This is a genomic window from Pseudomonas sp. MF08831, from assembly GCF_059862645.1.
In genome coordinates, this window is sequence record NZ_JCBCUX010000007.1 from 135,872 (window position 1) to 156,892 (window position 21,021).

Here is a 21,021-nt window from a genome sequence, read left to right on the forward strand (position 1 = left end):
CCTCACGGGTTGGGGTATATCCGCGGCGTTCAGGAAAGTCGCCGTCTCAGGGGTACGACTTCCCGGGGTATTGAGCGTTCAAGAGGATTGATCAGCGGATGTTGAGCATCGTCGTCAGCGGGGTTTGCGAGCCGTTGATCGAGGAATTGCTGTACTCGAACCAGCCAGGGGCCTGGACGTTCAGGTCAAACACATAGATGTAGCCCATCACAGTGCCCACGCCATTACAGGCCTGGCTGATATTGCCGACCTGGCATACCGGCGAGCGTTGCCCGTTCAACTCGGCGCCATCGAAACGGCCCATCGGGCTTTTGCCCAGGCCGACTTCCATCACCGACACCTTGGTTGGGCCGCGATGGGCGCACATCTGCGTGCTGGTCGCGCGCTCCGGGATGGTTTCAGCGCAAGCGGCAGACTCCACTTTGAACACGCGCACTTCGCTCAACGCCGGTGCAGTCGCGCCCCAAGCCGGTGCCGCCAGCCCCAGGCCGATTAGGGCGAACAGAGCTAGACTGCTGGCGTTGGCTTTTTTCATGCTGTTGACGACTCTGGATTAAACGTCGACGCAGTATGCCTCAAGGCCATCCACCCACAAAACCAAGCCTATGCGCCATTGGCCTTCGGCTGCTGGTATGATGCGCCGCTTTTTCCGATCCTCTCTGAAACCACAGCCGCTTGGCGCAGTTTGTGCTTTGACTTAGAGGTCAACAAATAACGACGCAAAATAGCGTCACAGGGAGCCGGCATGCTGGAAAAGCTGTTTCAACTCAACGCACACAACACCAACGTGCGCACCGAGATTCTTGCGGGGATCACGACCTTTCTGGCCATGGCCTACATTCTGTTCGTGAACCCGAGCATCCTTGGCGAGACGGGCATGGACAAGGGCGCAGTGTTTGTCGCGACCTGCCTGGCCGCTGCCATCGGTTCGACCGTGATGGGCCTGATCGCCAATTACCCGATCGCACTGGCGCCGGGCATGGGCCTCAACGCCTTCTTCACCTACACCGTGGTGCTGCACATGGGCCACACCTGGCAAGTGGCGCTGGGCGCGGTGTTCATTTCGGCGGTGCTGTTCTTCCTGCTGTCGATCTTCCGCATCCGTGAGTGGATCATCAACAGCATCCCCTTGCCCCTGCGCTCGGCGATTGCCGCCGGTATCGGTCTGTTCCTGGCGCTGATCGCCCTGCACAACGCCGGCATCGTGGTCGGCAATCCGAACACCCTGGTGGGCCTGGGCGACCTGAAAAAACCGGCGCCTATCCTGGCCACCTTTGGTTTTATCCTCATCGTTGCGCTGGAAGCCCTGGCCGTACGCGGTGCAGTGCTGATCGGCATTCTGGCCGTGACCATTGTCTCGATCCTGTTGAATGTCACCCCGTTCGGCGGCGTGATCTCGATGCCTCCGTCCCTGGCCCCGACCTTCCTGCAGCTGGATATCAAAGGCGCGCTGGATATCGGCCTGGTCAGCGTGATCTTCGCGTTCCTGTTCGTTGACCTGTTCGACAACTCCGGCACCCTGATCGGCGTCGCCAAGCGCGCCGGCCTGATGGGCAAGGACGGCCACATGCCAAAAATGGGCCGTGCGCTGATCGCCGACAGCACCGCGGCCATGGCCGGCTCGCTGCTGGGCACCTCGACCACCACCAGCTACATCGAGTCTGCTGCGGGCGTGAGTGCCGGTGGCCGTACCGGTTTGACCGCCGTCGTGGTCGCGATCCTGTTCCTGCTGGCGCTGTTCTTCTCGCCACTGGCGGCCAGCGTTCCGGCCTTTGCCACCGCGCCTGCGTTGCTGTTCGTGGCCGTGCTGATGACCTCGGGCCTGGCCGAAATCGACTGGGATGACATTACGGTTGCAGCGCCGGTGGTGATCACCGCCCTGGCGATGCCCTTCACTTACTCCATCGCCAACGGCATTGCCTTCGGTTTCATCGCCTGGACCGCCATCAAGCTGCTTTCGGGCCGCTACCGTGAGCTGAACCCGGCACTGGTGATCCTGTCGATTCTGTTTGTGATCAAGCTGGGCTGGTTCAACGCATGACTTTTGACGCCGCAAGCTACACCGCTCAACTGCAAGACAAGGTCACGCGCTTGCGTGACCTGCTGGCACCGTTCGACGCACCCGAGCCGCAGGTTTTCGATTCGCCGCTGCAGAACTTCCGCCTGCGCGCGGAGTTTCGCCTGTGGCGCGAAGGCGGTGAGCGCCACTACGCGATGTTTTCCCAGGACGACAAGCGCACGCCGATTCTGATCGAAGAATTCCCGATTGCCAGCCAGCGCATCAACCAGTTGATGCCGCAACTCAAAGCCGCCTGGCAAGCCAGCGCGGCCCTGAGTCACAAGCTGTTCCAAGTGGAGTTCCTCACTACCCTGGCCGGCGACGCGATGATCACCCTGTGCTACCACCGCCCGCTGGACGAGCACTGGCACGCGGCCGCCAACCAACTCGCTGCCGATTTGAATGTCAGCATCATCGGCCGCTCCAAGGGCAAGCGTGATGTGATCGGCCACGACTACGTGGTGGAAAAACTCGCCGTCGGCGGGCGCACGTTCAGCTATCGCCAACCTGAAGGCGCGTTCACCCAGCCCAACGGCACGGTGAACCAGAAGATGCTCAATTGGGCGTATGAAGCCTTGGGCGATCGTCCGGATGATTTGCTCGAGCTGTACTGCGGCAACGGCAACTTCACCCTGCCGTTGGCGACCCGTGTACGCAAAGTGCTGGCGACCGAGATCAGCAAGACCTCAGTGAATGCGGCGTTGAGCAACCTCGATGAAAACGCGGTGGATAACGTCACCCTGGTGCGCTTGTCAGCCGAAGAACTCACCGAGGCGCTCAACGAAGTGCGCCCGTTCCGCCGCCTGCATGGCATCGATCTGAAAAGCTACGAATTCGGCAGCGTGTTCGTCGACCCGCCGCGCGCCGGCATGGACCCGGACACCTGCGAGCTGACGCGGCGCTTTGACAACATCCTGTACATCTCCTGCAACCCGGAGACGTTGGCGGCGAACATTGCGCAACTGCATGACACGCACCGGATTACCCAGTGTGCGATGTTTGACCAGTTCCCATGGACTCACCATATGGAATCCGGCGTGTTGTTGACCCGCCGGTAACCCGTCTCTTGCGCGTGCGACCGCCCCCTGGCTATTGGCAAGGGCGGTCGCCGACCACCGAACCCCCTCCCCCGCGCTGATTTACGGTTCGATAATCGAACAGATCCGCTGCCGTCAATTGACCAAATTAACCATCCAGTACATTTTATCTCCACAACCAATAATAACTGTGGAGATACCCCAATGCCGCCCATCGTGCTGGTGCTCAACGGCCCCAATCTCAATCTGCTCGGCACCCGCGAGCCCGCCACCTACGGCCATGAAACCCTGGCCGACATCGCCGCCCTGTGTGGGCGCAGCGCGGAAAAACTCGGGTTGAAAATCGAATTCCGCCAGACCAACCACGAAGGCGAACTGCTCGACTGGATCCACAGCGCCCGCGCCCGTTGCGCTGGCATCGTGATCAACCCGGCAGCCTGGACCCACACCTCGGTAGCGATTCGCGACGCACTGGTGGCCAGCGAAGTGCCGGTGATCGAAGTGCATTTATCCAATGTGCACGCGCGTGAGGCGTTTCGGCATCACTCGTTTGTGTCGCCCATTGCCAAGGCGGTGCTCGCCGGGTTCGGCAGCCATGGTTACCACCTGGCCCTGGAACACTTCAGCCACACGTTGAAAGGGTGAGCCCGATGAAACCGCGCATCCTCGCCGGCCTGATCGGCGCAGGTATCCAGGCCTCCCGCACGCCGGCCCTGCATGAACACGAAGGTGATGCCCAGGGCTTGCGCTACCTGTATCGCCTGATCGACCTGGAACCGCTGCAGCTGAACCTCAATGCCCTGCCCGACCTGCTGGACGCCGCCGAGATGATGCAGTTCACCGGCTTGAACATTACCTACCCGTGCAAACAGGCGATTCTGCCATTGCTCGACGAATTGTCCGACGAAGCCATGGGTATAGGCGCGGCCAACACCGTGGTGTTCAAAAACGGCAAACGCATCGGCCACAACACCGACTGCCTGGGCTTCGCCGAAGGGTTCCGGCGCAATTTGAATGACGTCGCGCGCCAGCATGTGGTGCAGATGGGCGCCGGCGGGGCGGGCGCGGCGGTGGCCCACGCGCTGCTGGCCGAAGGCGTGCACCACTTGAGCATTTTCGACGTGGACGTCGCCCGCGCTCGGGACCTGGTGGATAACCTTGCCCAGCGTTTTGGCGCCGGGCGCGCGCAGGTCGGCAACCACCTGGAAAGCGCCATGGCCGAGGCCGACGGGCTGGTCAACACCACGCCGATGGGCATGGCCAAGCTGCCCGGCACGCCGGTACCGGCCCAGCTGTTGCGGGCGGCATTATGGGTTGCAGAAATCGTGTATTTCCCGCTGGAAACCGAGCTGCTGCGCGATGCCCGCGCCCTGGGCTGCCGCACGCTGGATGGCGGCAACATGGCGGTGTTTCAGGCAGTGAAGGCGTTTGAACTGTTCAGTGGCCAGAGGCCGGATGCGCAGAGGATGTTGGCGCACTTCCAGAGCATGAATACCTGACTGCTGAAACCGAACCCCATGTGGGAGCGGGCTTGCTCGCAAAAGCGCTGTGTCAGTCGCCGGCTGTATTGGCTGACACTCTGCATTCGCGGGCAAGCCCGCTCCCACCCGGGTTATTCGATAGATTTAGGCTTGCAGGTAACGCATCACCGACTCACAGATCATCTCCCGATGCCGCTGCTTAACCGCTTCGTCCGACAACTCGATCTGAAAGATCTCACTGAACGTATGGCGGTTGGACACCCGGTAAAAGCTGAACGAGTTGATCAGCAGGTGCACGTCCAACGGGTCCAGCCCTTGGCGGAACACGCCCAGCTCGGCGCCGCGCTGCAACGTGGCGCCAAGCCCTTCGAGAATATTGCTGTTCATCGCCTTGATCGAATCCGAGCGCTTCACGTATTCGGCGTTGTTGATGTTTTCGATGCTGACGATGCGCACGAAATCCACGTTCTGGTCATGGTGATCAAAGGTGAATTCCACTAGCCGGCGGATCGCTTCGCGCGGCTCCAGGGCGGTGAGGTTCATGCGGGTTTCAGTATTGCGAATGTCGCCGTAGAGCTTCTCCAGCACCTCGACGTACAACTGCTCCTTGCTGCCGAAGTAGTAATAAATCATGCGTTTGGAGGTGTGGATGCGTTCGGCGATGGCATCCACGCGAGCGCCGGACAGGCCCTGCTGGACAAACTCGACGATCGCTTCCTGCAGGATGTTTTCGCGGGTCTTTTCCGGATTGTTCTTACGACTCTTGCGCGGTGCGTCTGACACAGCGGAGAGATCGGGGGTCAGGGTCATGGTGCGCTCACGGCCATTTTTGTTGTGCAGGCCGCGATTATGGGCCGAGGCGCTTCCCGAAGGAAGCACCTGGCCGCGCCGTCATAACCGTGCTTGTCGCGGCGCCCCGCTACGCGATTTGGCCATCGCCGCCAGGCGCACGGCCACGTTGGCTGCGCCATACCCGGCGTAGCCGTTTTTGCGCTGGATGATCTCGAAGAAAAACCGCCCTTCGAACGGCTCGGTGTACACATGAAACAGCTCACCGCCCTGGGCGTCACGGTCGTACAGCACGTTGTAGTACGCCAGCTCGCTGAGGAACTCGTCGTCAAAATCAAAGCGTGCCGCCAGGTCGTCGTAGTAGTTGAGCGGGATGTCCAGCAATGGCACACCTGCCTCTTTGGCCCGACTCACCTCGGCGAAAATATCTGCACAGTCGAAGGCGATGTGGTGCACACCCGAGCCGCGGTAGCTCGACAGCGCGTGGGAAATCGCCGTGTTGCGGTTCTCGGAAATGTTCAACGGCAGGCGAATCGAGCTGCAACGGCTGCGCAGCGCGCGGCTTTTCACCAGGCCGTAGGGGTCAGGCAGCACCACTTCATCATCGGCTTCGAAATCCAGCAGGCTCTTGTAGAACAACACCCAACTGTCGAGGCTGTCGGCGGGCAAGGCCATGGCCATATGGTCAATGCGCAGCAGGCCGCCGCTTGAGGCGGTAGTCGGTTGCAGATTGAAGTCGGTGCCGTACAGCCCGCCTTCGTTCTGATCCACCAGGTAAATCAGGCTGCCGTCCGGCGCACGCACGGCGGCCAACTCCAGTTCATTTGGCCCTACAAGCCCACGATATGGCTGCCCCTTGTAAGCCACCGCCCGCTGCAACGCCTTGGCGCTGTCCTTGACCCGAATCGCAGTGGCGCACAGCGACGGCCCGTGGGCTTCAAAAAAGTTGTGGGCAAAAGAATAGGGTTCGCAATTGAGGATCAGGTTGATATCGCCCTGGCGCAACAGGCTCACGCTCTTGGAACGGTGCTGCCCGGCCTTGACGAAACCCAGGCGTTCCAGCCATTGGGTGAGCTTGGCTGCGAGGTTTTCATCCACGGCAAACTCAAGAAATTCGATGCCGTCGTACTCGCTGGCGGCCGGCGTATCAAACAGGAGGTCGACCGGTTGAGCAGGCGCTCGCTGCTTGAGGCGCTCGCGGGTTTTCTCTTCCAGGTACAACAGCGAGCGCAAGCCATCCGCCGCATTCGCCCGCGTCGGGGCTGCGCGAAAACCATCGTTGAAAATTTCCAGGGACAACGGCCCGCTGTAGCCACTCTGGATAATCGGCGCAAGAAACCCCGCCAGATCGAACTCACCCTGCCCCGGGAAGCAGCGAAAATGCCGGCTCCACTCCAGCACATCCATGGCCAGGATCGGTGCGTCGGCCATTTGTACAAAGAAGATTTTGTCCCCCGGGATCTGGGCGATTGCACTCGGGTCGCCCTTGAGCGACAGGGTGTGGAAGCTGTCGAGCAACACGCCAAGGCTCGGGTGGTCGATCTGGCGCACCAGGTTCCACACTTGCTGCCAGGTATTCACGTGCTTGCCCCAGGCCAGCGCTTCATAGCCGATGCGCAGGCCACGGCGACCGGCGTGCTCAGCGAGCAGGCTGAGGTCGTCGAGCAAAATCTGCTCATCGCCGACGCAATCGGCCGAGGCATTGCTGCACACCAGCACCAGGTCGGTGCCCAGCTCCTGCATCAAGTCGAACTTGCGCTCGGCGCGCTCCAGGTTGCGCGCCAGGCGGTCGCGGCGGCAGCCTTCGAAGTCGCGAAACGGCTGGAACAAGGTAATGGCGATACCCAGGTCGGCGCACATCTGCCTAACTTCCCGTGGGCTGCCGTCGTAATACAGCAGATCGTTTTCGAAGATTTCCACACCATCAAACCCGGCAGCGGCAATGGCTTCGAGTTTTTCCGGCAGGGTTCCACTCAAGGAAACAGTGGCAATGGAGCGTTGCATGGGGCGACTCCCGGCAAATGAGGCTCGTCTTATTTACGGCAAATTATTGGCCGCTAAACTGTGCACAGCAATTGAAATGTACGAACCGGTTAGTTTTTTGGGCGATTATCGAACAAAATGGCAATCCGCGAATTGACGAGTTTTTAGCCACTGCGCACCATCGAACACGTATCAAGACCCAGAACACACCATAAAAATTTCAAAAAACGGGTACGACCTCATGCCTTCGCAAACTCCCGCCGTGGCCGTGCGCCACAGCAATCCGCACAGCGGCATCGGCGACAAAATCCGCGGCGCCATGGCCGTGGGCAAAACCCGCTGGGGCATGCTGGCCCTGGTGTTCTTCGCCACCACCCTGAACTACATCGACCGCGCCGCGCTGGGCGTGATGCAACCGATCCTGGCCAAGGAGATGAGCTGGACGGCGATGGATTACGCCAACATCAACTTCTGGTTCCAGGTTGGCTACGCCATCGGCTTTGTGCTGCAAGGCCGGCTGATTGATCGAATTGGCGTGAAGCGCGTGTTTTTCTGCGCCGTGCTGCTGTGGAGCCTGGCCACGGGCGCCCATGGCCTGGCGACGTCGGCCGTGGGCTTTATGGTGTGCCGCTTCATTCTCGGGCTGACCGAGGCCGCCAACTACCCGGCCTGCGTGAAGACCACGCGGTTGTGGTTCCCGGCCGGCGAGCGCGCAGTGGCCACCGGTATTTTCAACGCCGGCACCAATGTGGGCGCGATGATGACGCCGATGCTGCTGCCATTGATCCTTCACGTCTGGGGCTGGCAGGCGGCGTTTCTGTGCATGTCGGCACTGGGCGGGATCTGGCTGGTGTGCTGGGGCCTGAAGTACTACAACCCGGAAGACCACCCGACGGTCAAACAATCCGAATTGGACTACGTGCAGCAGGAAGTCGAACCGCCGCAACCCAGCGTGCCCTTCAGCCGCATCCTGCGCATGCGCGGCACCTGGGCCTTCGCCCTTGCCTACGCAATGACCGCGCCGGTGTTCTGGTTCTACCTGTACTGGCTGCCGCCGTTTCTGAACCAGCAATACAACCTGGGCATCAACGTGACCCAAATGGGCATCCCGCTGATCATCATTTACCTGACAGCCGACTTCGGCAGCGTGGGTGGGGGGATTCTGTCGTCATTCCTGATCGGCCGTGGGATGAATCCGATCAAGGCGCGCCTGTTGTCGATGCTGCTGTTTGCCTGCTGCATCGTCGGCGTGATCATGGCCGCCGGCTCCAGCCAGTTGTGGGTCGCCGTGTTCGCCATCTCCCTGGCCATCGGCGCGCACCAGGCCTGGACCGCCAACATCTGGAGCCTGGTGATGGACTACACGCCCAAGCACATGATGAGCACGGTGTTCGGTTTCGGCGGCATGTGCGCGGCCATCGGCGGCATGTTCATGACCCAGATTGTCGGCCACATCCTCACGGTCACGAACAACAACTACACCGTGCTGTTCACCCTGATCCCAGCGATGTACTTCATCGCGCTGACCTGGATGTACTTCATGGCACCGCGCAAGATTCCGACAGTCGAGGTTTGATTCAACGCCGCCGCTGCTGCCAGGCAGCGGCCAACCCGCTCATGCAGATCACCCCGATGCCGACCACCGTGGTCATGTCGGGGGTATGGTTGAACACCAGCCAGCCCAACAAACCCGCAAACACGATCTGGCAGTAGCCGAACGGTGCCAGCAAGGCCGGCGCCGCAAAGCGGAAGGCCTGGGTCAACATCAAGTGCGCGGTCATGCCGCACGTGCCTAACGCCAGCATCAGCACGCCATGCCACACCGTGGGCAACTGCCAGAAGAACGGCACCAGCGCACTCATCACCAGGGTATTGCACAGGCCGGCGAAAAAGTTACTGGTGGTCGGCGTGTCGTATTGGCTGAGGATGCGCGTGAGCAACTGGTAGAAGCAGAAGAACAACGCCGAACACAGCGGCAGCAGCACCGCAGGCGTGAACAGCTCACCGCCGGGGTGGATGATGATCAGCACGCCGACAAACCCGCAGATCACCGCCAGCCATTGGCCACGTGTCACGTGTTCACCGAGCAAGGGCACCGACAACGCTGTCACCAGGATCGGCGCCAGGAAGTTCACCGCCGTAGCTTCCGCCAAGGGGATGTAATGCAGCGCCGCGGTAAAAAACAGGCTGGTGCCCAGCAGGCACAACGCACGCACCACCTGCATGCCCGGGCGTTTGCTGCGCAGCACGCGCAAACCCGACTGCGGCAGGAAAATGCCGGCCATCAGCAAGGTGTGCACCAGGTACCGCGCCCACACCACCATCACAATCGGGTAGAACCCGGCCAGGTATTTGGACAAGGCGTCGTGGCTGGAAAACAGAAACGTCGCCACCACAATCAGCAGGATGCCTTTGAAGGGATGGTTGACGCCGGAAAGGGGTGTACTGACAGTCATTGAATTCTCTTGCATGGCGGGCTGAACGCTGAGCACTGAGCACTGAACACGCAGGCACTCAACCCGGTAATCTAGCAGGCGGGCCTGCGTGCGCCCCAAGAGCATAACCAAACACCGTGCGAACAGCGCACTAAATCACCGGATTCGAGTCCAACGCTGCACCTTTGCCCGCGCGTTGCACTTTTTAACCAAGGCCTTGCCGCTATGAAAAAGACACTCTTTGTTCTTTCTGCTCTCGTCCTGCTCACTGCTTGTAACCAAGAGTCCAAAGAAGCGCCCAAGCCCGCCCCGGCTTCGGTGCAAGCCACCCTGGTACCGGCCACGCCGCCCACCGACAAATGGGTCGGCAAGTGGATCGGCGTCGAAGGCCTGAACCTGACCATCGCCAAGGACGACAGCATCGGCCGCGGCCACTACGTTCTGACCATGAAGTACGGCCTTGACGCCGACGACGAAGGCACCTTCAAAGGTGAAGCCAACGAAGACGGTATCGCCTTTACCCGCCCGGACGGCCCGCAACAATTGAGCGCCGGTGACGGTGAGGCCACTGGCCTGAAATGGCTGGCGGATAAAAAGGACTGCCTGATCGTCGATACCGGCGAAGGCTATTGCCGCGACTGACCCAATCAACGTGACACAACTTTCATCTGGCGCCCCTGCCCGCACGGCCTGACAGCAACGATACTAGGCAACTCTCGTTGCTTGTCGGACAGCCGGGCTGGCGCCATTCATACGCACCAACAACACTGCTCTTAGAAAAGTGTTCGACAGGTTTAACGAGAGGATTGCCCCATGCTATGGAAAAAAGGCCGACGCAGCGACAACGTGGTAGATGCCCGCGATGACAGTGGCGGCGGCGGTGGCGGCATGCGGTTTGGCGGCGGCAAGGGGCTGAGCCTGACGGCAATTGTGTTGATCGTCGGTATTGGCTGGCTGACCGGCCAGGACCCGCTGCAGATCCTCGGCCAATTGACCGGCCAGGCGGAGCAAGCGCCGTCAGTGAGCACGCAGCCGCGCCAGGCACCGCCGGCCAATGACCAGCAGGCCGATTTCGTCCGCGCGATTCTGGGTGATACGGAAGACACCTGGGGCCAGGTGTTCAAGGAAAACGGGTTGGTCTACAAGAACCCGAAACTGATTCTGTTCCGTGGTCGGGTCAATTCCGCCTGCGGTGGCGCCACCTCGGCCAGCGGCCCGTTTTATTGCCCGGCTGACCAGCAGGTGTATTTGGACCTGGATTTCTTCCGGGAAATGTCGCAGCGCTTCCAGGCCGCCGGCGATTTCGCCCAGGCCTACGTGATCGCCCACGAAGTCGGGCACCACGTGCAAACGCTGCTGGGCATCTCGGCCAAGATTCAAGCCGCGCGCCAACAAGGCCGCCAGATGCAAGGCGACGGCGGCCTGCTGGTACGCCAGGAACTGCAAGCCGATTGCTTTGCCGGGGTGTGGGCCAACCGTGCGCAAAAACGCCTGAACTGGCTGGAGCCCGGCGATATTGAAGAAGCACTGAATGCGGCCAACGCCATCGGCGATGACCGTTTGCAACAGCAGGGTCAGGGCCGCGTGGTGCCGGACTCGTTTACCCACGGCACCTCTGCGCAGCGCGTTCGCTGGTTCAAGACCGGCTTCGCAGCGGGCCAGATCACTCAATGCGACACTTTTACAGCGAAGAGTCTTTAGATGAATAAACGATTGGGATTGCTGTTCGGCGTGATGATTGCCTGTTCCTCCGCCACCTGGGCCGCCGAGAAAGAACACGGCGTCAAGGTGGTCAGCCCCGATCGTTTCCACCTGGACGCCGGTGACCTCAGCCTGGGCTTGAGCCAGGACTGGAGCCAGCCGCTGCCCAACGTGACCCGCGCGCTGATCATCGTGCATGGCCGCCTGCGCAACGCACAGACCTACCTGCAAAGCGGCGAAGACGCAGCCGAACACGCCGGGGTTGCTGCCACCACCCTGGTGATCGCGCCGCAATTTCTCAACGAGTCCGACATAAAGCGCAACCACTTGGGCACCCAGGTATTGCGCTGGAACGGCAATGACTGGATGGCCGGCGACGCCTCGACGGGCCCTGGCCAGCTCAGTTCCTACGGCGCGCTGGACCAGATCATCAAGCACCTGGGCAACCGCAAGCTGTTCCCGGCGTTGAAGGAAATCGTAGTGGCCGGCCATTCCGGCGGCGGCCAGGTGGTGCAGCGTTTCGCCCTCACCGGCCACGACCACCCGCAGCTGCAAACCGAAGGCATCAGCCTGCGTTACGTGGTGGCCAATCCGTCGTCCTACGCCTACTTCAGCCCACAACGCCCGGTGAAATTCGACACGGCCAGCTGCCCTGGCTTCAACGATTGGAAGTACGGCATGCAAAACCTGCCGGACTACGCCAAGGGCCAGAGTGCGCAGCAGCTTGAGCAGGCTTACGTGTCACGCGACATCACCTACCTGCTCGGCCAACAGGACACCGACCCCAACCACCCGGCGCTGGATAAAAGCTGCGAGGCCGAAACCCAGGGTGCGTATCGCCTGATTCGTGGGCACAACTACTTTGACTACCTCAAGCAGCTTCATCCGCAGCTGACTCAGAGGCTGGTGGAAGTGCCAGGGGTTGGGCACGACGGGGACAAGATGTTTACTTCGCCTCAGGGCGAGAAGGTGTTGTTTGCAAAGTGACTGACAAAACCGGATAAAAAGGTGGGAGCGGGCTTGCTCGCGAAGGCGGATTTTCAGTCGACTCATCAGTGACTGATCCACCGCTTTCGCGAGCAAGCCCGCTCCCACATTCGATCTTCAGTGCTGGGGCTGGATCATCCGGCGCAGGGCCGCGCAATCCTCAGCGTGCCAATCCGCCAACTCCGGCCAAGGGTTCTCGGGCACATTCACCAACACCGTCCTGGTCCCCGCCGCCCGCCCGCAATCCAGGTCAAAGCGGTAGTCCCCGACCATCACCATCTCGCTCGGCGCCACCTTCCAAACCTGCGCCAGTTTCAGCAAACCACCCGGGTCCGGCTTGGGCGGCGCATCTTCACGCCCCAGCACATCGTCGACGGCAAAGCAGTCCTCCAGGCCAATCGCCTGCAGCGTGATGTGCGCCAACTCGCGCGCGTTGCGCGTCAGGATGCCCAGGCGATAACCGCGCCCGGCCAGCTCGCGCACCAGCTCCACCGCACCTTGCGCCGCCACTGACCCCACAGCCAGCTCGCGCTCATGCGCAAGCAGCCACGCGTGCTTGGCTGCCGCCACGTCCGCCGGCAAAGCCGCCAGGTGCGTGAGGATGTCGTCCTCGGGCGGAATCTCCAGGGCCACGCGAATCGCCGCAAAATCATGCACGGCGACCGTGAGGGTGCCGTCCATGTCAAACACCCAATGCTTGACGTCCGACAGGCTCATGCCCAGTCCTTGCGATGGCGAATCAAGCCTTCCTGGGTCACCGAGGCCACCAGTTGCCCGGCGCGGTTGTACACGCTGCCGCGCGAGAAACCGCGCGAGTTACCGGCCCACGGGCTGTCCATGGCGTACAGCAACCAGTCATCGGCGCGCAGGTCGGCATGAAACCACAGCGCGTGGTCGAGGCTGGCGACCTGCATATCCTTTTGCCACACGGTCTTGCCATGGGGCAGCAACGAGGTGGTCAGCAAACCAAAATCCGAGGCATAAGCCAGCAGGTATTTATGCAGCGCGGGCGCGTCGGCCAGCGCGCCGTCGGCTCGGAACCACACGTACTTGATCGGGTCGGACGGCTGCGGGTTGTACGGGTCTTTTTCAGTCACCGGGCGCACTTCGATCGGCTTGGGGCACAGCAACTTGTCGCGCATGTGCTCGGGGATCAGGTGCGCACGCTGCTGGGTCAGTTCCAGTTCGGACGGCAAGTTCTCCGGGCCGACCACCACAGGCATGGTGCTCTGGTGCTCAAAGCCCTTCTCGTCATATTGGAACGACGTGGTGCAGGTGAAAATCGGGTTGCCCTTCTGGATCGCCGTGACGCGGCGCGTGCTGAAACTGCCGCCATCGCGCACACGGTCAACCGAGTAAACCACCGGCAATGACGCGTCGCCGGGGCGCAGGAAATAACCATGCAGGGAATGCACATGTCGCGCTTCTTCTACGGTCTGGCTGGCAGCCGACAACGACTGGCCCAGCACCTGGCCACCGAACAGTTGGCGAAAACCCAGGTCCTGGCTGCGGCCGCGAAAGAGGTTTTCCTCGATCGGCTCCAGGGTCAGCAAGTCCACCAGATCTTCCAATACTTGGCTCATAGAGCAACTCCTACAACAATCGAGAGGGCATTCCGGGCTGCTTATCCGTGCAGCGTGTCCAACCATTGGGCGCGGGTGATGCGATACAAAACATGATGGCGCAGCGGATCATCTGCTGCGACCTTGGGGTGTTCAAAATCTGCCTGGGGATCGTAATGCATACCGATGGCCTGCATGACTTTTTGTGATGGCAGATTGGTTTCGGTGGTGAAGGCGAGAATTTCATCCAGCTGCAGTCGGTCAAAACCACACCGCAGCGCAGTCCACGCCGCCTCACTGGCGTACCCCAACCCCCAATGTTCGCGGGCCAGGCGCCAGCCGATTTCCACCGCCGGGGTAAAGTCCGCTTCAAAGCTGACATTCAGCAGCCCGGTCAGGCCGATAAATTCGCCGGTGTCCTTGCGCTGCAAGGCCCACAGGCCAAAGCCGTATTCAGCGAAATGCCCGCGAATCCGGCCGATCAACGCCGCGCTTTCCAAGTGGCTCAACTTGGCCGGGAAATAACGCATCACCTGCGGGTCGGCGCACATGCGCGCAAATTCCGGTAGGTCGCTGTCGCGCCACTGGCGCAGCAGCAAGCGCGCGCTTTCCAATTCCAGTATCGGCTCCATGGGTCCCCTCCCTTGCCATGTGCGTGAGTGTACAGCGCTGGTAAGATCCTTCGCAGGTTCCCGTCAGAAAATCCCATGCCATTGCCATTGATCTACCACGATGACTACAGCCCTGAGTTCCCGGCAGACCACCGGTTTCCCATGGACAAGTTTCGCCTGTTGCGCGACCACCTGGTGGACAGCGGGCTGACCGAGGACAGCCAATTGCTGCGACCAGAGGTATGCCCGGCGCAGATTCTGGCCCTCGCGCATGAACCGGGGTACATCGAGCGCTACATGAGCGGTGAGCTGTCGCGCGAAGACCAACGGCGCCTCGGCCTGCCGTGGAACGAAGCCCTGGCGCGACGCACCGTGCGCGCGGTCGGCGGCTCGATCCTCGCGGCCGAACAGGCGCTGCAACACGGCCTGGCCTGCCACCTGGCGGGCGGCACCCACCACGCCCATTACGATTACCCGGCCGGCTTTTGCATCTTCAATGACCTGGCGGTGATCAGTCATTACCTGCTGGCCAGCGGCCGGGTCAACCGCGTGCTGATCTTCGACTGCGACGTGCACCAGGGCGACGGCACTGCACGCATCCTCCACGACACGCCGGATGCCATCACCGTGTCGCTGCACTGTGAAAAGAACTTCCCCGCACGCAAGGCCCAAAGCGACTGGGACATCCCGCTGCCCATGGGCATGGGCGACGCCGATTACCTCAAGGTGGTGGACGATGCGCTCAACTACCTGCTGCCGCTCTACCAGCCTGACCTGGTGTTGTACGACGCCGGTGTCGATGTGCATAAGGACGACGCCCTCGGTTACCTCAAGCTGACAGACGCAGGCGTCGCCGCCCGCGACGAGAGCGTGATGCGCCACTGCCTGGGCCGCGACATTCCGGTGATGGGCGTGATCGGTGGCGGCTACAGCAAAGACCGCCCGGCCCTGGCCCGCCGCCACGGCATCCTGCACCACAGCGCTCAGCGGGTGTGGACGTCATCAGGGTGTCATTGAACTGTGCGCGTTACCCACAATGCCTGTGGAACGGCCTGTGGATAAGTTGAGCGTAAGCGCCTGAAAGCGCACAGCCGTATGGCCTGTAGGAAAGTGTACGTTTTTTGATCAGGCAGCCACGCTGCCGTCGGGTAGAATGCTCGGCCTATTCAGCGACCGTAGCCTTGCCCATGCCTCAGCACCCTTCTCGACACGTCACTCTTATCGGCGGCGGCCCAGCCGGGCTGATGGCCGCTGAAGTCCTGAGCCAGGCGGGCGTGCGGGTAGACCTGTATGACGGCATGCCGTCAGTGGGCCGCAAGTTTCTGCTCGCGGGTGTGGGCGGCATGAACATCACCCACTCCGAGGCGTACCCGGCGTTCCTGTCGCGCTACGCCGAACGCGCGCCGGACATGGCGCCGCTGCTGCGAGCCTTTGGTGCCGAGGCGTTGTGCGAGTGGATTCATGGGCTGGGCGTACAAACCTTCGTCGGCACTTCCGGCCGCGTGTTTCCTACCGACATGAAAGCCGCCCCGCTGCTGCGCGCCTGGCTCAAACGCCTGCGCGATCAAGGCGTGGTTATCCACACCCGGCATCGCTGGCTGGGGTGGACGGCCGACGGCGGTTTACTTATCCACAGCCCGGACGGCGAAAAAACTGTCCACAGCGATGCGGTGTTGCTGGCCCTGGGCGGCGGCAGCTGGTCGCGCCTGGGCTCCGATGGTGCCTGGCTCAAGTTACTGGAAGACAAAGGCGTGCCTTTCGCGCCGTTACAACCGAGCAATTGCGGCTTTGAGGTGTCAGCCTGGAGCGAATTGATGGTGAGCAAATTCGCCGGCGCGCCGTTGAAAAACGTCGCCATCGGCGTGGCAGATGACAAGCCTCGGTTGGGGGAATGCGTGGTCACCGCCATGGGCATCGAGGGCAGCTTGATCTACGCGCTGTCGGCGCCGATTCGTGAAGCGATCAATCGCGATGGCTCAGCCACGGTGCATATCGACCTGCTGCCGAGCAAGCCGCTGGACAAGGTCCAGGCTGCACTGGCCAAGCCGCGTGGTTCGCGCTCGATGAGCAAGCACTTGCACAGCCAATTGGGCCTGGACGGGGTCAAGGCGGCCCTGTTGCGTGAGCTGGCGCCTGCGGAACACTTCCATGATCCGGCGCAACTGGCGGTGGATATCAAGGCATTGCCGCTGACACTGGTGAAAACCCGGCCGATGGATGAAGCCATCAGCACGGCGGGGGGTGTGCCGTTTGAGGCGCTGGATGAGCGGCTGATGCTCAAGCAATTGCCGGGGGTGTTTTGCGCCGGGGAGATGCTGGATTGGGAAGCGCCGACGGGCGGCTATTTGCTGACCGGGTGTTTTGCCAGCGGCAGAGCGGCTGGGCGGGGAATGTTGGAATGGCTTAAGCGCTGAGGTCTGTGGCGACTTCAAAGCCGCCTTCGCAGGCAAGCCAGCTCCCACATTTTGAGCTGTGAATACATTCAAAATGTGGGAGCTGGCTTGCCCTGCGATGAGGCCATCAGCAGCGCCGCAAAATCACTTCTTCTTGCGCGGCCCAGTGTTGAAAACCGGCACCTTGCGCACCGGCTTGATCGACGGCTCAGCCGGCGCTACGTCCCCGCTGTCCACCCACTTACCCAAATTGCGCTTACCGCCGCCACCGCCCGACGTCTTTGGCTTCTTCGGCTTTTTCGGTTTTTTCACCACCTGCCCACTGGCATCGGTGTCCGGCACGCGGTGCTCCGGCTCAAAGTCCGGCTCCATTTTGCGGGTCAGGGTCTGACGCGTGAGCATCTCGATGGCCGACAGCATGTTCACCTCATCGGCACACACCAGCGAAATCGCCTCGCCGGTGTTGCCTGCACGGCCGGTGCGACCGATACGGTGAATGTAGTCTTCGGCCACGATTGGCAGGTCAAAGTTGACCACCATCGGCAAGTCTTCGATGTCCAGGCCACGGGCTGCCACGTCGGTGGCTACCAGAATCTGCACTTCGCTGGATTTGAAGCGGTCCAGCGCACGCTGGCGGGTTGCTTGCGGTTTGTCGCCATGGATGCCATCGGCATTGATGCCCAGGCCCTGCAACTTGTCTACCAGCGCATCCACGCCGTTACGGGTCTTGGCAAACACCAGCACCTGCTTCCAGCGACCTTTGCGCATCAGGTGCACAAACAGCTCCGCCTTGCGCTTCTTGTCCACCGGCACCACCCACTGTTTCACGGTGTTGGCGGCGACGTTGCGCGGGCTGACTTCAATGCTCAGCGGGTCGTTGAGCATCTGCCCGGCGAGCGAGCGGATTTCATCGGAGAAGGTCGCGGAGAACAGCAAGGTCTGGCGCTTTTTCGGCAGCATGCGGTAAATGTTCGCCAGTTCTTCCGAGAAGCCCAGGTCGAGCATGCGGTCGGCTTCATCCAGCACCAGGGTTTGCAACTGGTTGAGCTTCAGCGCGTTCTGGCGAAACAAGTCGATCAGGCGGCCAGGCGTGGCGACCAGAATGTCGACACCCTTGCGCAGCTTCATCATCTGCGGGTTGATGCTCACGCCGCCGTACACCGCGTACGTGGTCAGCGGCAGGTGTTGGGCGTACTCGGCGACGCTGGCGTGAACCTGCTCGGCCAGCTCGCGGGTCGGGCACAGAATCAGCGCACGCGCCGAGTTGGCGGCGACTTTCGGCCCTTCCATGGTCAACAGTTGCAGCAGCGGCAGGGCGAAACCTGCGGTCTTGCCGGTGCCGGTCTGGGCCGCGGCCATCAGGTCGCGACCGGCCAGCACCGCCGGAATGGCTTGCGCCTGCACCGGCGTCGGGGTCTGGTAGCCAAGCGTCTCAAGGGCGCGCAGCAAGGGTTCGATCAGGCCAAGTGTGGCGAAAGTCATGTGTTTACCGTAGGAAAAATTCAGCGCAAGGGCGTAATGCGCGGCAGTTTACCTTATTTCCGGCTTGGGCTTTCGCCACTGGGGCAGGCTGATCAGCAACACCGCGCTGATGATCACCAGCATCGCCAAGGCTTCCTCCATGCCGATGGTCTCGCCGACGAACACAATACCCAACAACACCGCGACGGCCGGGTTCACGTAGGCATAGCTGGTCGCCGCTGCCGGGCGTACATGCTTGAGCAGGTACATATAGGCATTGAAGGCGATGATCGAGCCGAACACGGCCAGATAAGCCAAGGCCAGCCAGCCTTCAATCGGCGGGATTGAATGCAGGCGCTCACCGGTCAGCGCACTGCCCACCAGCAGCAAGGCACCGGCGATGATCATCTCGGCCGCACTGGCCATGGCGCCGGCCGGCAGCGGCAAGTGCCGGCTCCACACCGAGCCGAAGGCCCAGGAGGCGGCGGCGAACAGCAGCAACATTGCACCGGTGGGGCTCGACTGCAGGTTGGAGCCCATGTTGAGCATGGCAATGCCGATAATCCCCAGCACCACGCCGGCCCACTCCAGGCGCGTATTGCGTGCGCCCCAGAAATACCCACACAGCAACGTGAACAACGGCACCGTCGCCACCGCCAACGCGGCCACGCCGGAAGCAACGCCGGTGTGCTCGGCAACCGTCACCGCACCATTACCAAAGGTCAGCAGCAAAACGCCGATCTTGGCCGCGGCCTTCCACTGCACCCACGTCGGCGCAGGCGCCCCGCGCCAGCGCAGATAGCCATACATCACCAACCCCGCTACCAGGAATCGAATCCCGCCCAGCATCAGCGGTGGCCAGTACTCCACGCCAATTCGAATTACCAGGTAGGTAGAACCCCAGATCACATACAGCGCAAAAAAAGCGGCAATCAACGGTAAGGGAAAGCGACGTGGGCCAGGCATTGGGTAGCTCTGCGGCAGAATATTGGAGGCTTATTCTAAAAAGGCAGCACGCTGAACATAAGTTACAAAACCTGTTTAAAGCGACCATACACTTTTCAAAACATGGTTCTGAAGGCTATAACCCGTGTATTCGAAAGCCACGCATCACCGGAGCCTTATCATGGACAAATACGACCGCATGCTCCTCAGCGCCCTGCTCGAGGATGGCCGCGCGTCCTATGCGCAGTTGGCACGCACCGTAAACCTCTCCGCCCCCGCCGTGGCCGAGCGCGTGGCCAAGCTGGAAGCCAGCGGGGTGATCACCGGGTATCAGGCCAAGGTCGACCTGTCGAAAATCGGTTTGCCGATCCAATGCACGATAGAGCTGCGCCTGACCAACAATGGCAGCCAAAAGGTTTACGACGCCCTCGCGGAAATCCCCGAGCTGACCGAATGCCATCGGGTAACAGGCGACCCGTGCGTGATCATGCAGGCGGCCGTGGGCTCGATGCCGGAGTTGGAGAACCTGATCAACCGGGTGGCGAAGTTTGGCTTCAGCAAGACCTCGATCATTTTGTCGAGCGCAATAGCGCGGCGGGTACCGTTGGGGCAGTTGGAACGCAATGGGAAAAATGGCGGCTGATACACCGTCATCGCTGCGATGCGGCGCCCCGACAAGCCAGCTCCCACAGTAGATTGCATCCAGCCCTGGCGCCTCGGTCAACCGTGGGAGCTGGCTTGCCTGCGATGGCGTCAGTTGCTTCAGCGAAGACTTGAGCGCTGAGCAATCAACTCGACAACCTGCTTGATGGTCGTGATGTGATCCCAGTCTTCCTGAGTCGCCTGCAGGTTGAATTGCCACTTAATCTGCATAACGAAGCAGGTCAAATCGTCATCAATGATCGTGAAGTCATGAATGAAATCCGTATGTTCCGTCACGTGGCTTCGGTCGATAAAACCAATGATATCGACGAACAGCTGAATCACCTTTTCGCAGATCTCGGCTCGGGTCGGGCTACCTTCCATTTCTCGCCTCATAGGCACACTTGCCAATACTGATCAGGTCAAAAATAGCCAGCCCCACAGCAACGAAGGGAATGCCTCGCCCAATAATGCCAAATACGCGGACGGTGCCACACGTTGCTTTTGCCAACCTGGCCGCTGTTGGCTGCCTGATCAGCTTACGAGGGAAAAAGCGCATTCCAATAAGGCTCGCCAGGTTCGTCGTTTTGCTGGAGCCGACGTGGATCCCGTTTCACCATGGTCAAAGTCACCCCCGATCCACCCAACTTCCTCAGCGAAGACGCCCTGCTCAACCGCCGTGCCATCGACTACTACCTCCACGCCTGCGCTCCGGACGCGCCCAACTTTGTGCTGAACGACAACCTGAGCTTCGAAGACGCGCTCGCGCATGCAACCGACTTGCTGCATTGCGCGGTGGAGACGGCGCAGGTGGCGGGTGAGACGATCAGCGCGCAACAGCGGGCGGTGATGCATTTGGTGGGGATGGCGAAAGACGTGGTGGGTCGGGCGTTGGAATGCGTGCAGCCTCGATGAACACGGCATAACCCCTGTGG

22 protein-coding genes are annotated in these 21,021 nt (G+C 61.3%); 12 read left to right on the plus strand and 10 right to left on the minus strand.

What is annotated here, in order from left to right:
- Positions 1-91 precede the first annotated feature (91 nt).
- The gene (locus AC19YS_RS16585; protein ID WP_106579305.1) at positions 92-535 is read right to left on the minus strand and encodes a DUF4879 domain-containing protein; all 444 of its coding nucleotides are present in this window, start codon (positions 533-535) and stop codon (positions 92-94) included.
- Between the two features lie 210 nt (positions 536-745).
- Between AC19YS_RS16585 and AC19YS_RS16590 the strand changes: the two genes are divergently transcribed.
- From AC19YS_RS16590 to AC19YS_RS16605, 4 genes are all read left to right on the plus strand, one after another.
- Entirely contained in the window at positions 746-2,041 is a 1,296-nt protein-coding gene (locus tag AC19YS_RS16590) for an NCS2 family permease (RefSeq protein WP_119740963.1), read from the plus strand.
- Positions 2,038-3,117 (plus strand): tRNA (uridine(54)-C5)-methyltransferase TrmA, encoded by a 1,080-nt coding sequence (gene trmA / locus AC19YS_RS16595; protein WP_106579307.1) that lies wholly within the window; start codon positions 2,038-2,040, stop codon positions 3,115-3,117. Before AC19YS_RS16590 ends, trmA begins: the two co-directional genes overlap by 4 nt.
- Positions 3,118-3,300: 183 nt before the next feature.
- Entirely contained in the window at positions 3,301-3,741 is a 441-nt protein-coding gene (gene aroQ / locus AC19YS_RS16600; RefSeq protein WP_106579308.1) for a type II 3-dehydroquinate dehydratase, read from the plus strand.
- A 5-nt stretch (positions 3,742-3,746) separates the two neighbouring features.
- Complete coding sequence (locus AC19YS_RS16605) at positions 3,747-4,595, plus strand: shikimate dehydrogenase (RefSeq protein WP_500602253.1); 849 nt, start codon at positions 3,747-3,749, stop codon at positions 4,593-4,595.
- A gap of 126 nt (positions 4,596-4,721) precedes the next feature.
- Here AC19YS_RS16605 and AC19YS_RS16610 read toward each other — a convergent pair whose 3' ends face one another.
- Together AC19YS_RS16610 and quiC are read right to left on the minus strand one after the other, a co-directional pair.
- A complete protein-coding gene (locus tag AC19YS_RS16610; protein WP_124418513.1) occupies positions 4,722-5,387 on the minus strand; it encodes a TetR/AcrR family transcriptional regulator in 666 nt (221 codons plus the stop codon).
- An 81-nt stretch (positions 5,388-5,468) separates the two neighbouring features.
- On the minus strand, positions 5,469-7,370 hold the full coding sequence (gene quiC, locus AC19YS_RS16615; protein ID WP_200623913.1) for a 3-dehydroshikimate dehydratase QuiC: 1,902 nt from the start codon (positions 7,368-7,370) through the stop codon (positions 5,469-5,471).
- A gap of 220 nt (positions 7,371-7,590) precedes the next feature.
- Between quiC and AC19YS_RS16620 the strand changes: the two genes are divergently transcribed.
- Positions 7,591-8,925 (plus strand): MFS transporter, encoded by a 1,335-nt coding sequence (locus tag AC19YS_RS16620; RefSeq protein ID WP_119740953.1) that lies wholly within the window; start codon positions 7,591-7,593, stop codon positions 8,923-8,925.
- Position 8,926: 1 nt separating this feature from the next.
- Here AC19YS_RS16620 and AC19YS_RS16625 read toward each other — a convergent pair whose 3' ends face one another.
- A complete protein-coding gene (locus AC19YS_RS16625) occupies positions 8,927-9,805 on the minus strand; it encodes a DMT family transporter (RefSeq protein ID WP_106579313.1) in 879 nt (292 codons plus the stop codon).
- A 204-nt stretch (positions 9,806-10,009) separates the two neighbouring features.
- Here AC19YS_RS16625 and AC19YS_RS16630 point away from each other — a divergent pair, with 204 nt between their 5' ends.
- The 3 genes from AC19YS_RS16630 to AC19YS_RS16640 all read left to right on the plus strand — a co-directional run bounded on the left by AC19YS_RS16630 (position 10,010) and on the right by AC19YS_RS16640 (position 12,472).
- Positions 10,010-10,426, plus strand: a complete 417-nt coding sequence (locus AC19YS_RS16630) for a membrane lipoprotein lipid attachment site-containing protein (protein ID WP_106579314.1) — start codon at positions 10,010-10,012, stop codon at positions 10,424-10,426.
- Positions 10,427-10,597: 171 nt separating this feature from the next.
- Positions 10,598-11,485, plus strand: a complete 888-nt coding sequence (ypfJ, locus tag AC19YS_RS16635) for a KPN_02809 family neutral zinc metallopeptidase (RefSeq protein WP_200623914.1) — start codon at positions 10,598-10,600, stop codon at positions 11,483-11,485.
- On the plus strand, positions 11,486-12,472 hold the full coding sequence (locus AC19YS_RS16640; protein WP_500602254.1) for an alpha/beta hydrolase: 987 nt from the start codon (positions 11,486-11,488) through the stop codon (positions 12,470-12,472). It begins immediately after the preceding gene.
- 117 nt (positions 12,473-12,589) lie between these two features.
- On the opposite strand, the gene AC19YS_RS16645 is transcribed toward AC19YS_RS16640, so the two are convergent.
- From AC19YS_RS16645 to AC19YS_RS16655, 3 genes are read right to left on the minus strand one after another with little or no spacing between them, the layout of a single operon-like run.
- Positions 12,590-13,189: an HAD family hydrolase gene (locus AC19YS_RS16645; RefSeq protein WP_500602255.1), complete on the minus strand. Its 600-nt coding sequence runs from the start codon at positions 13,187-13,189 to the stop codon at positions 12,590-12,592.
- A complete protein-coding gene (tesB, locus tag AC19YS_RS16650) occupies positions 13,186-14,055 on the minus strand; it encodes an acyl-CoA thioesterase II (protein ID WP_500602256.1) in 870 nt (289 codons plus the stop codon). The genes AC19YS_RS16645 and tesB overlap by 4 nt, the downstream gene beginning before the upstream one ends.
- Positions 14,056-14,096: 41 nt before the next feature.
- Positions 14,097-14,666, minus strand: a complete 570-nt coding sequence (locus AC19YS_RS16655; RefSeq protein WP_106579319.1) for a GNAT family N-acetyltransferase — start codon at positions 14,664-14,666, stop codon at positions 14,097-14,099.
- Between the two features lie 75 nt (positions 14,667-14,741).
- Between AC19YS_RS16655 and AC19YS_RS16660 the strand changes: the two genes are divergently transcribed.
- Positions 14,742-15,662, plus strand: coding sequence for a histone deacetylase family protein (locus AC19YS_RS16660; protein ID WP_106579320.1), 921 nt, complete (start codon positions 14,742-14,744; stop codon positions 15,660-15,662).
- A 170-nt stretch (positions 15,663-15,832) separates the two neighbouring features.
- On the plus strand, positions 15,833-17,059 hold the full coding sequence (locus tag AC19YS_RS16665) for a TIGR03862 family flavoprotein (RefSeq protein WP_200623917.1): 1,227 nt from the start codon (positions 15,833-15,835) through the stop codon (positions 17,057-17,059).
- Between the two features lie 123 nt (positions 17,060-17,182).
- Here the strand turns inward: AC19YS_RS16665 and rhlE1 are convergent, their stop codons facing one another.
- Positions 17,183-18,520 (minus strand): RNA helicase RhlE1, encoded by a 1,338-nt coding sequence (gene rhlE1, locus AC19YS_RS16670; RefSeq protein WP_119740936.1) that lies wholly within the window; start codon positions 18,518-18,520, stop codon positions 17,183-17,185.
- Positions 18,521-18,568: 48 nt separating this feature from the next.
- Positions 18,569-19,465: a drug/metabolite exporter YedA gene (gene yedA / locus AC19YS_RS16675; RefSeq protein ID WP_106579323.1), complete on the minus strand. Its 897-nt coding sequence runs from the start codon at positions 19,463-19,465 to the stop codon at positions 18,569-18,571.
- Positions 19,466-19,625: 160 nt separating this feature from the next.
- Between yedA and AC19YS_RS16680 the strand changes: the two genes are divergently transcribed.
- Positions 19,626-20,087, plus strand: a complete 462-nt coding sequence (locus tag AC19YS_RS16680) for an Lrp/AsnC family transcriptional regulator (RefSeq protein WP_106579324.1) — start codon at positions 19,626-19,628, stop codon at positions 20,085-20,087.
- A 119-nt stretch (positions 20,088-20,206) separates the two neighbouring features.
- Here the strand turns inward: AC19YS_RS16680 and AC19YS_RS16685 are convergent, their stop codons facing one another.
- The gene (locus AC19YS_RS16685; RefSeq protein ID WP_500602257.1) at positions 20,207-20,470 is read right to left on the minus strand and encodes an acyl carrier protein; all 264 of its coding nucleotides are present in this window, start codon (positions 20,468-20,470) and stop codon (positions 20,207-20,209) included.
- Positions 20,471-20,704: 234 nt separating this feature from the next.
- Between AC19YS_RS16685 and AC19YS_RS16690 the strand changes: the two genes are divergently transcribed.
- Positions 20,705-21,001 carry a DUF3077 domain-containing protein gene (locus tag AC19YS_RS16690; protein ID WP_500602258.1) on the plus strand — a complete coding sequence of 99 codons (297 nt, stop codon included), beginning with the start codon at positions 20,705-20,707 and terminating at the stop codon, positions 20,999-21,001.
- Positions 21,002-21,021 lie beyond the last annotated feature (20 nt).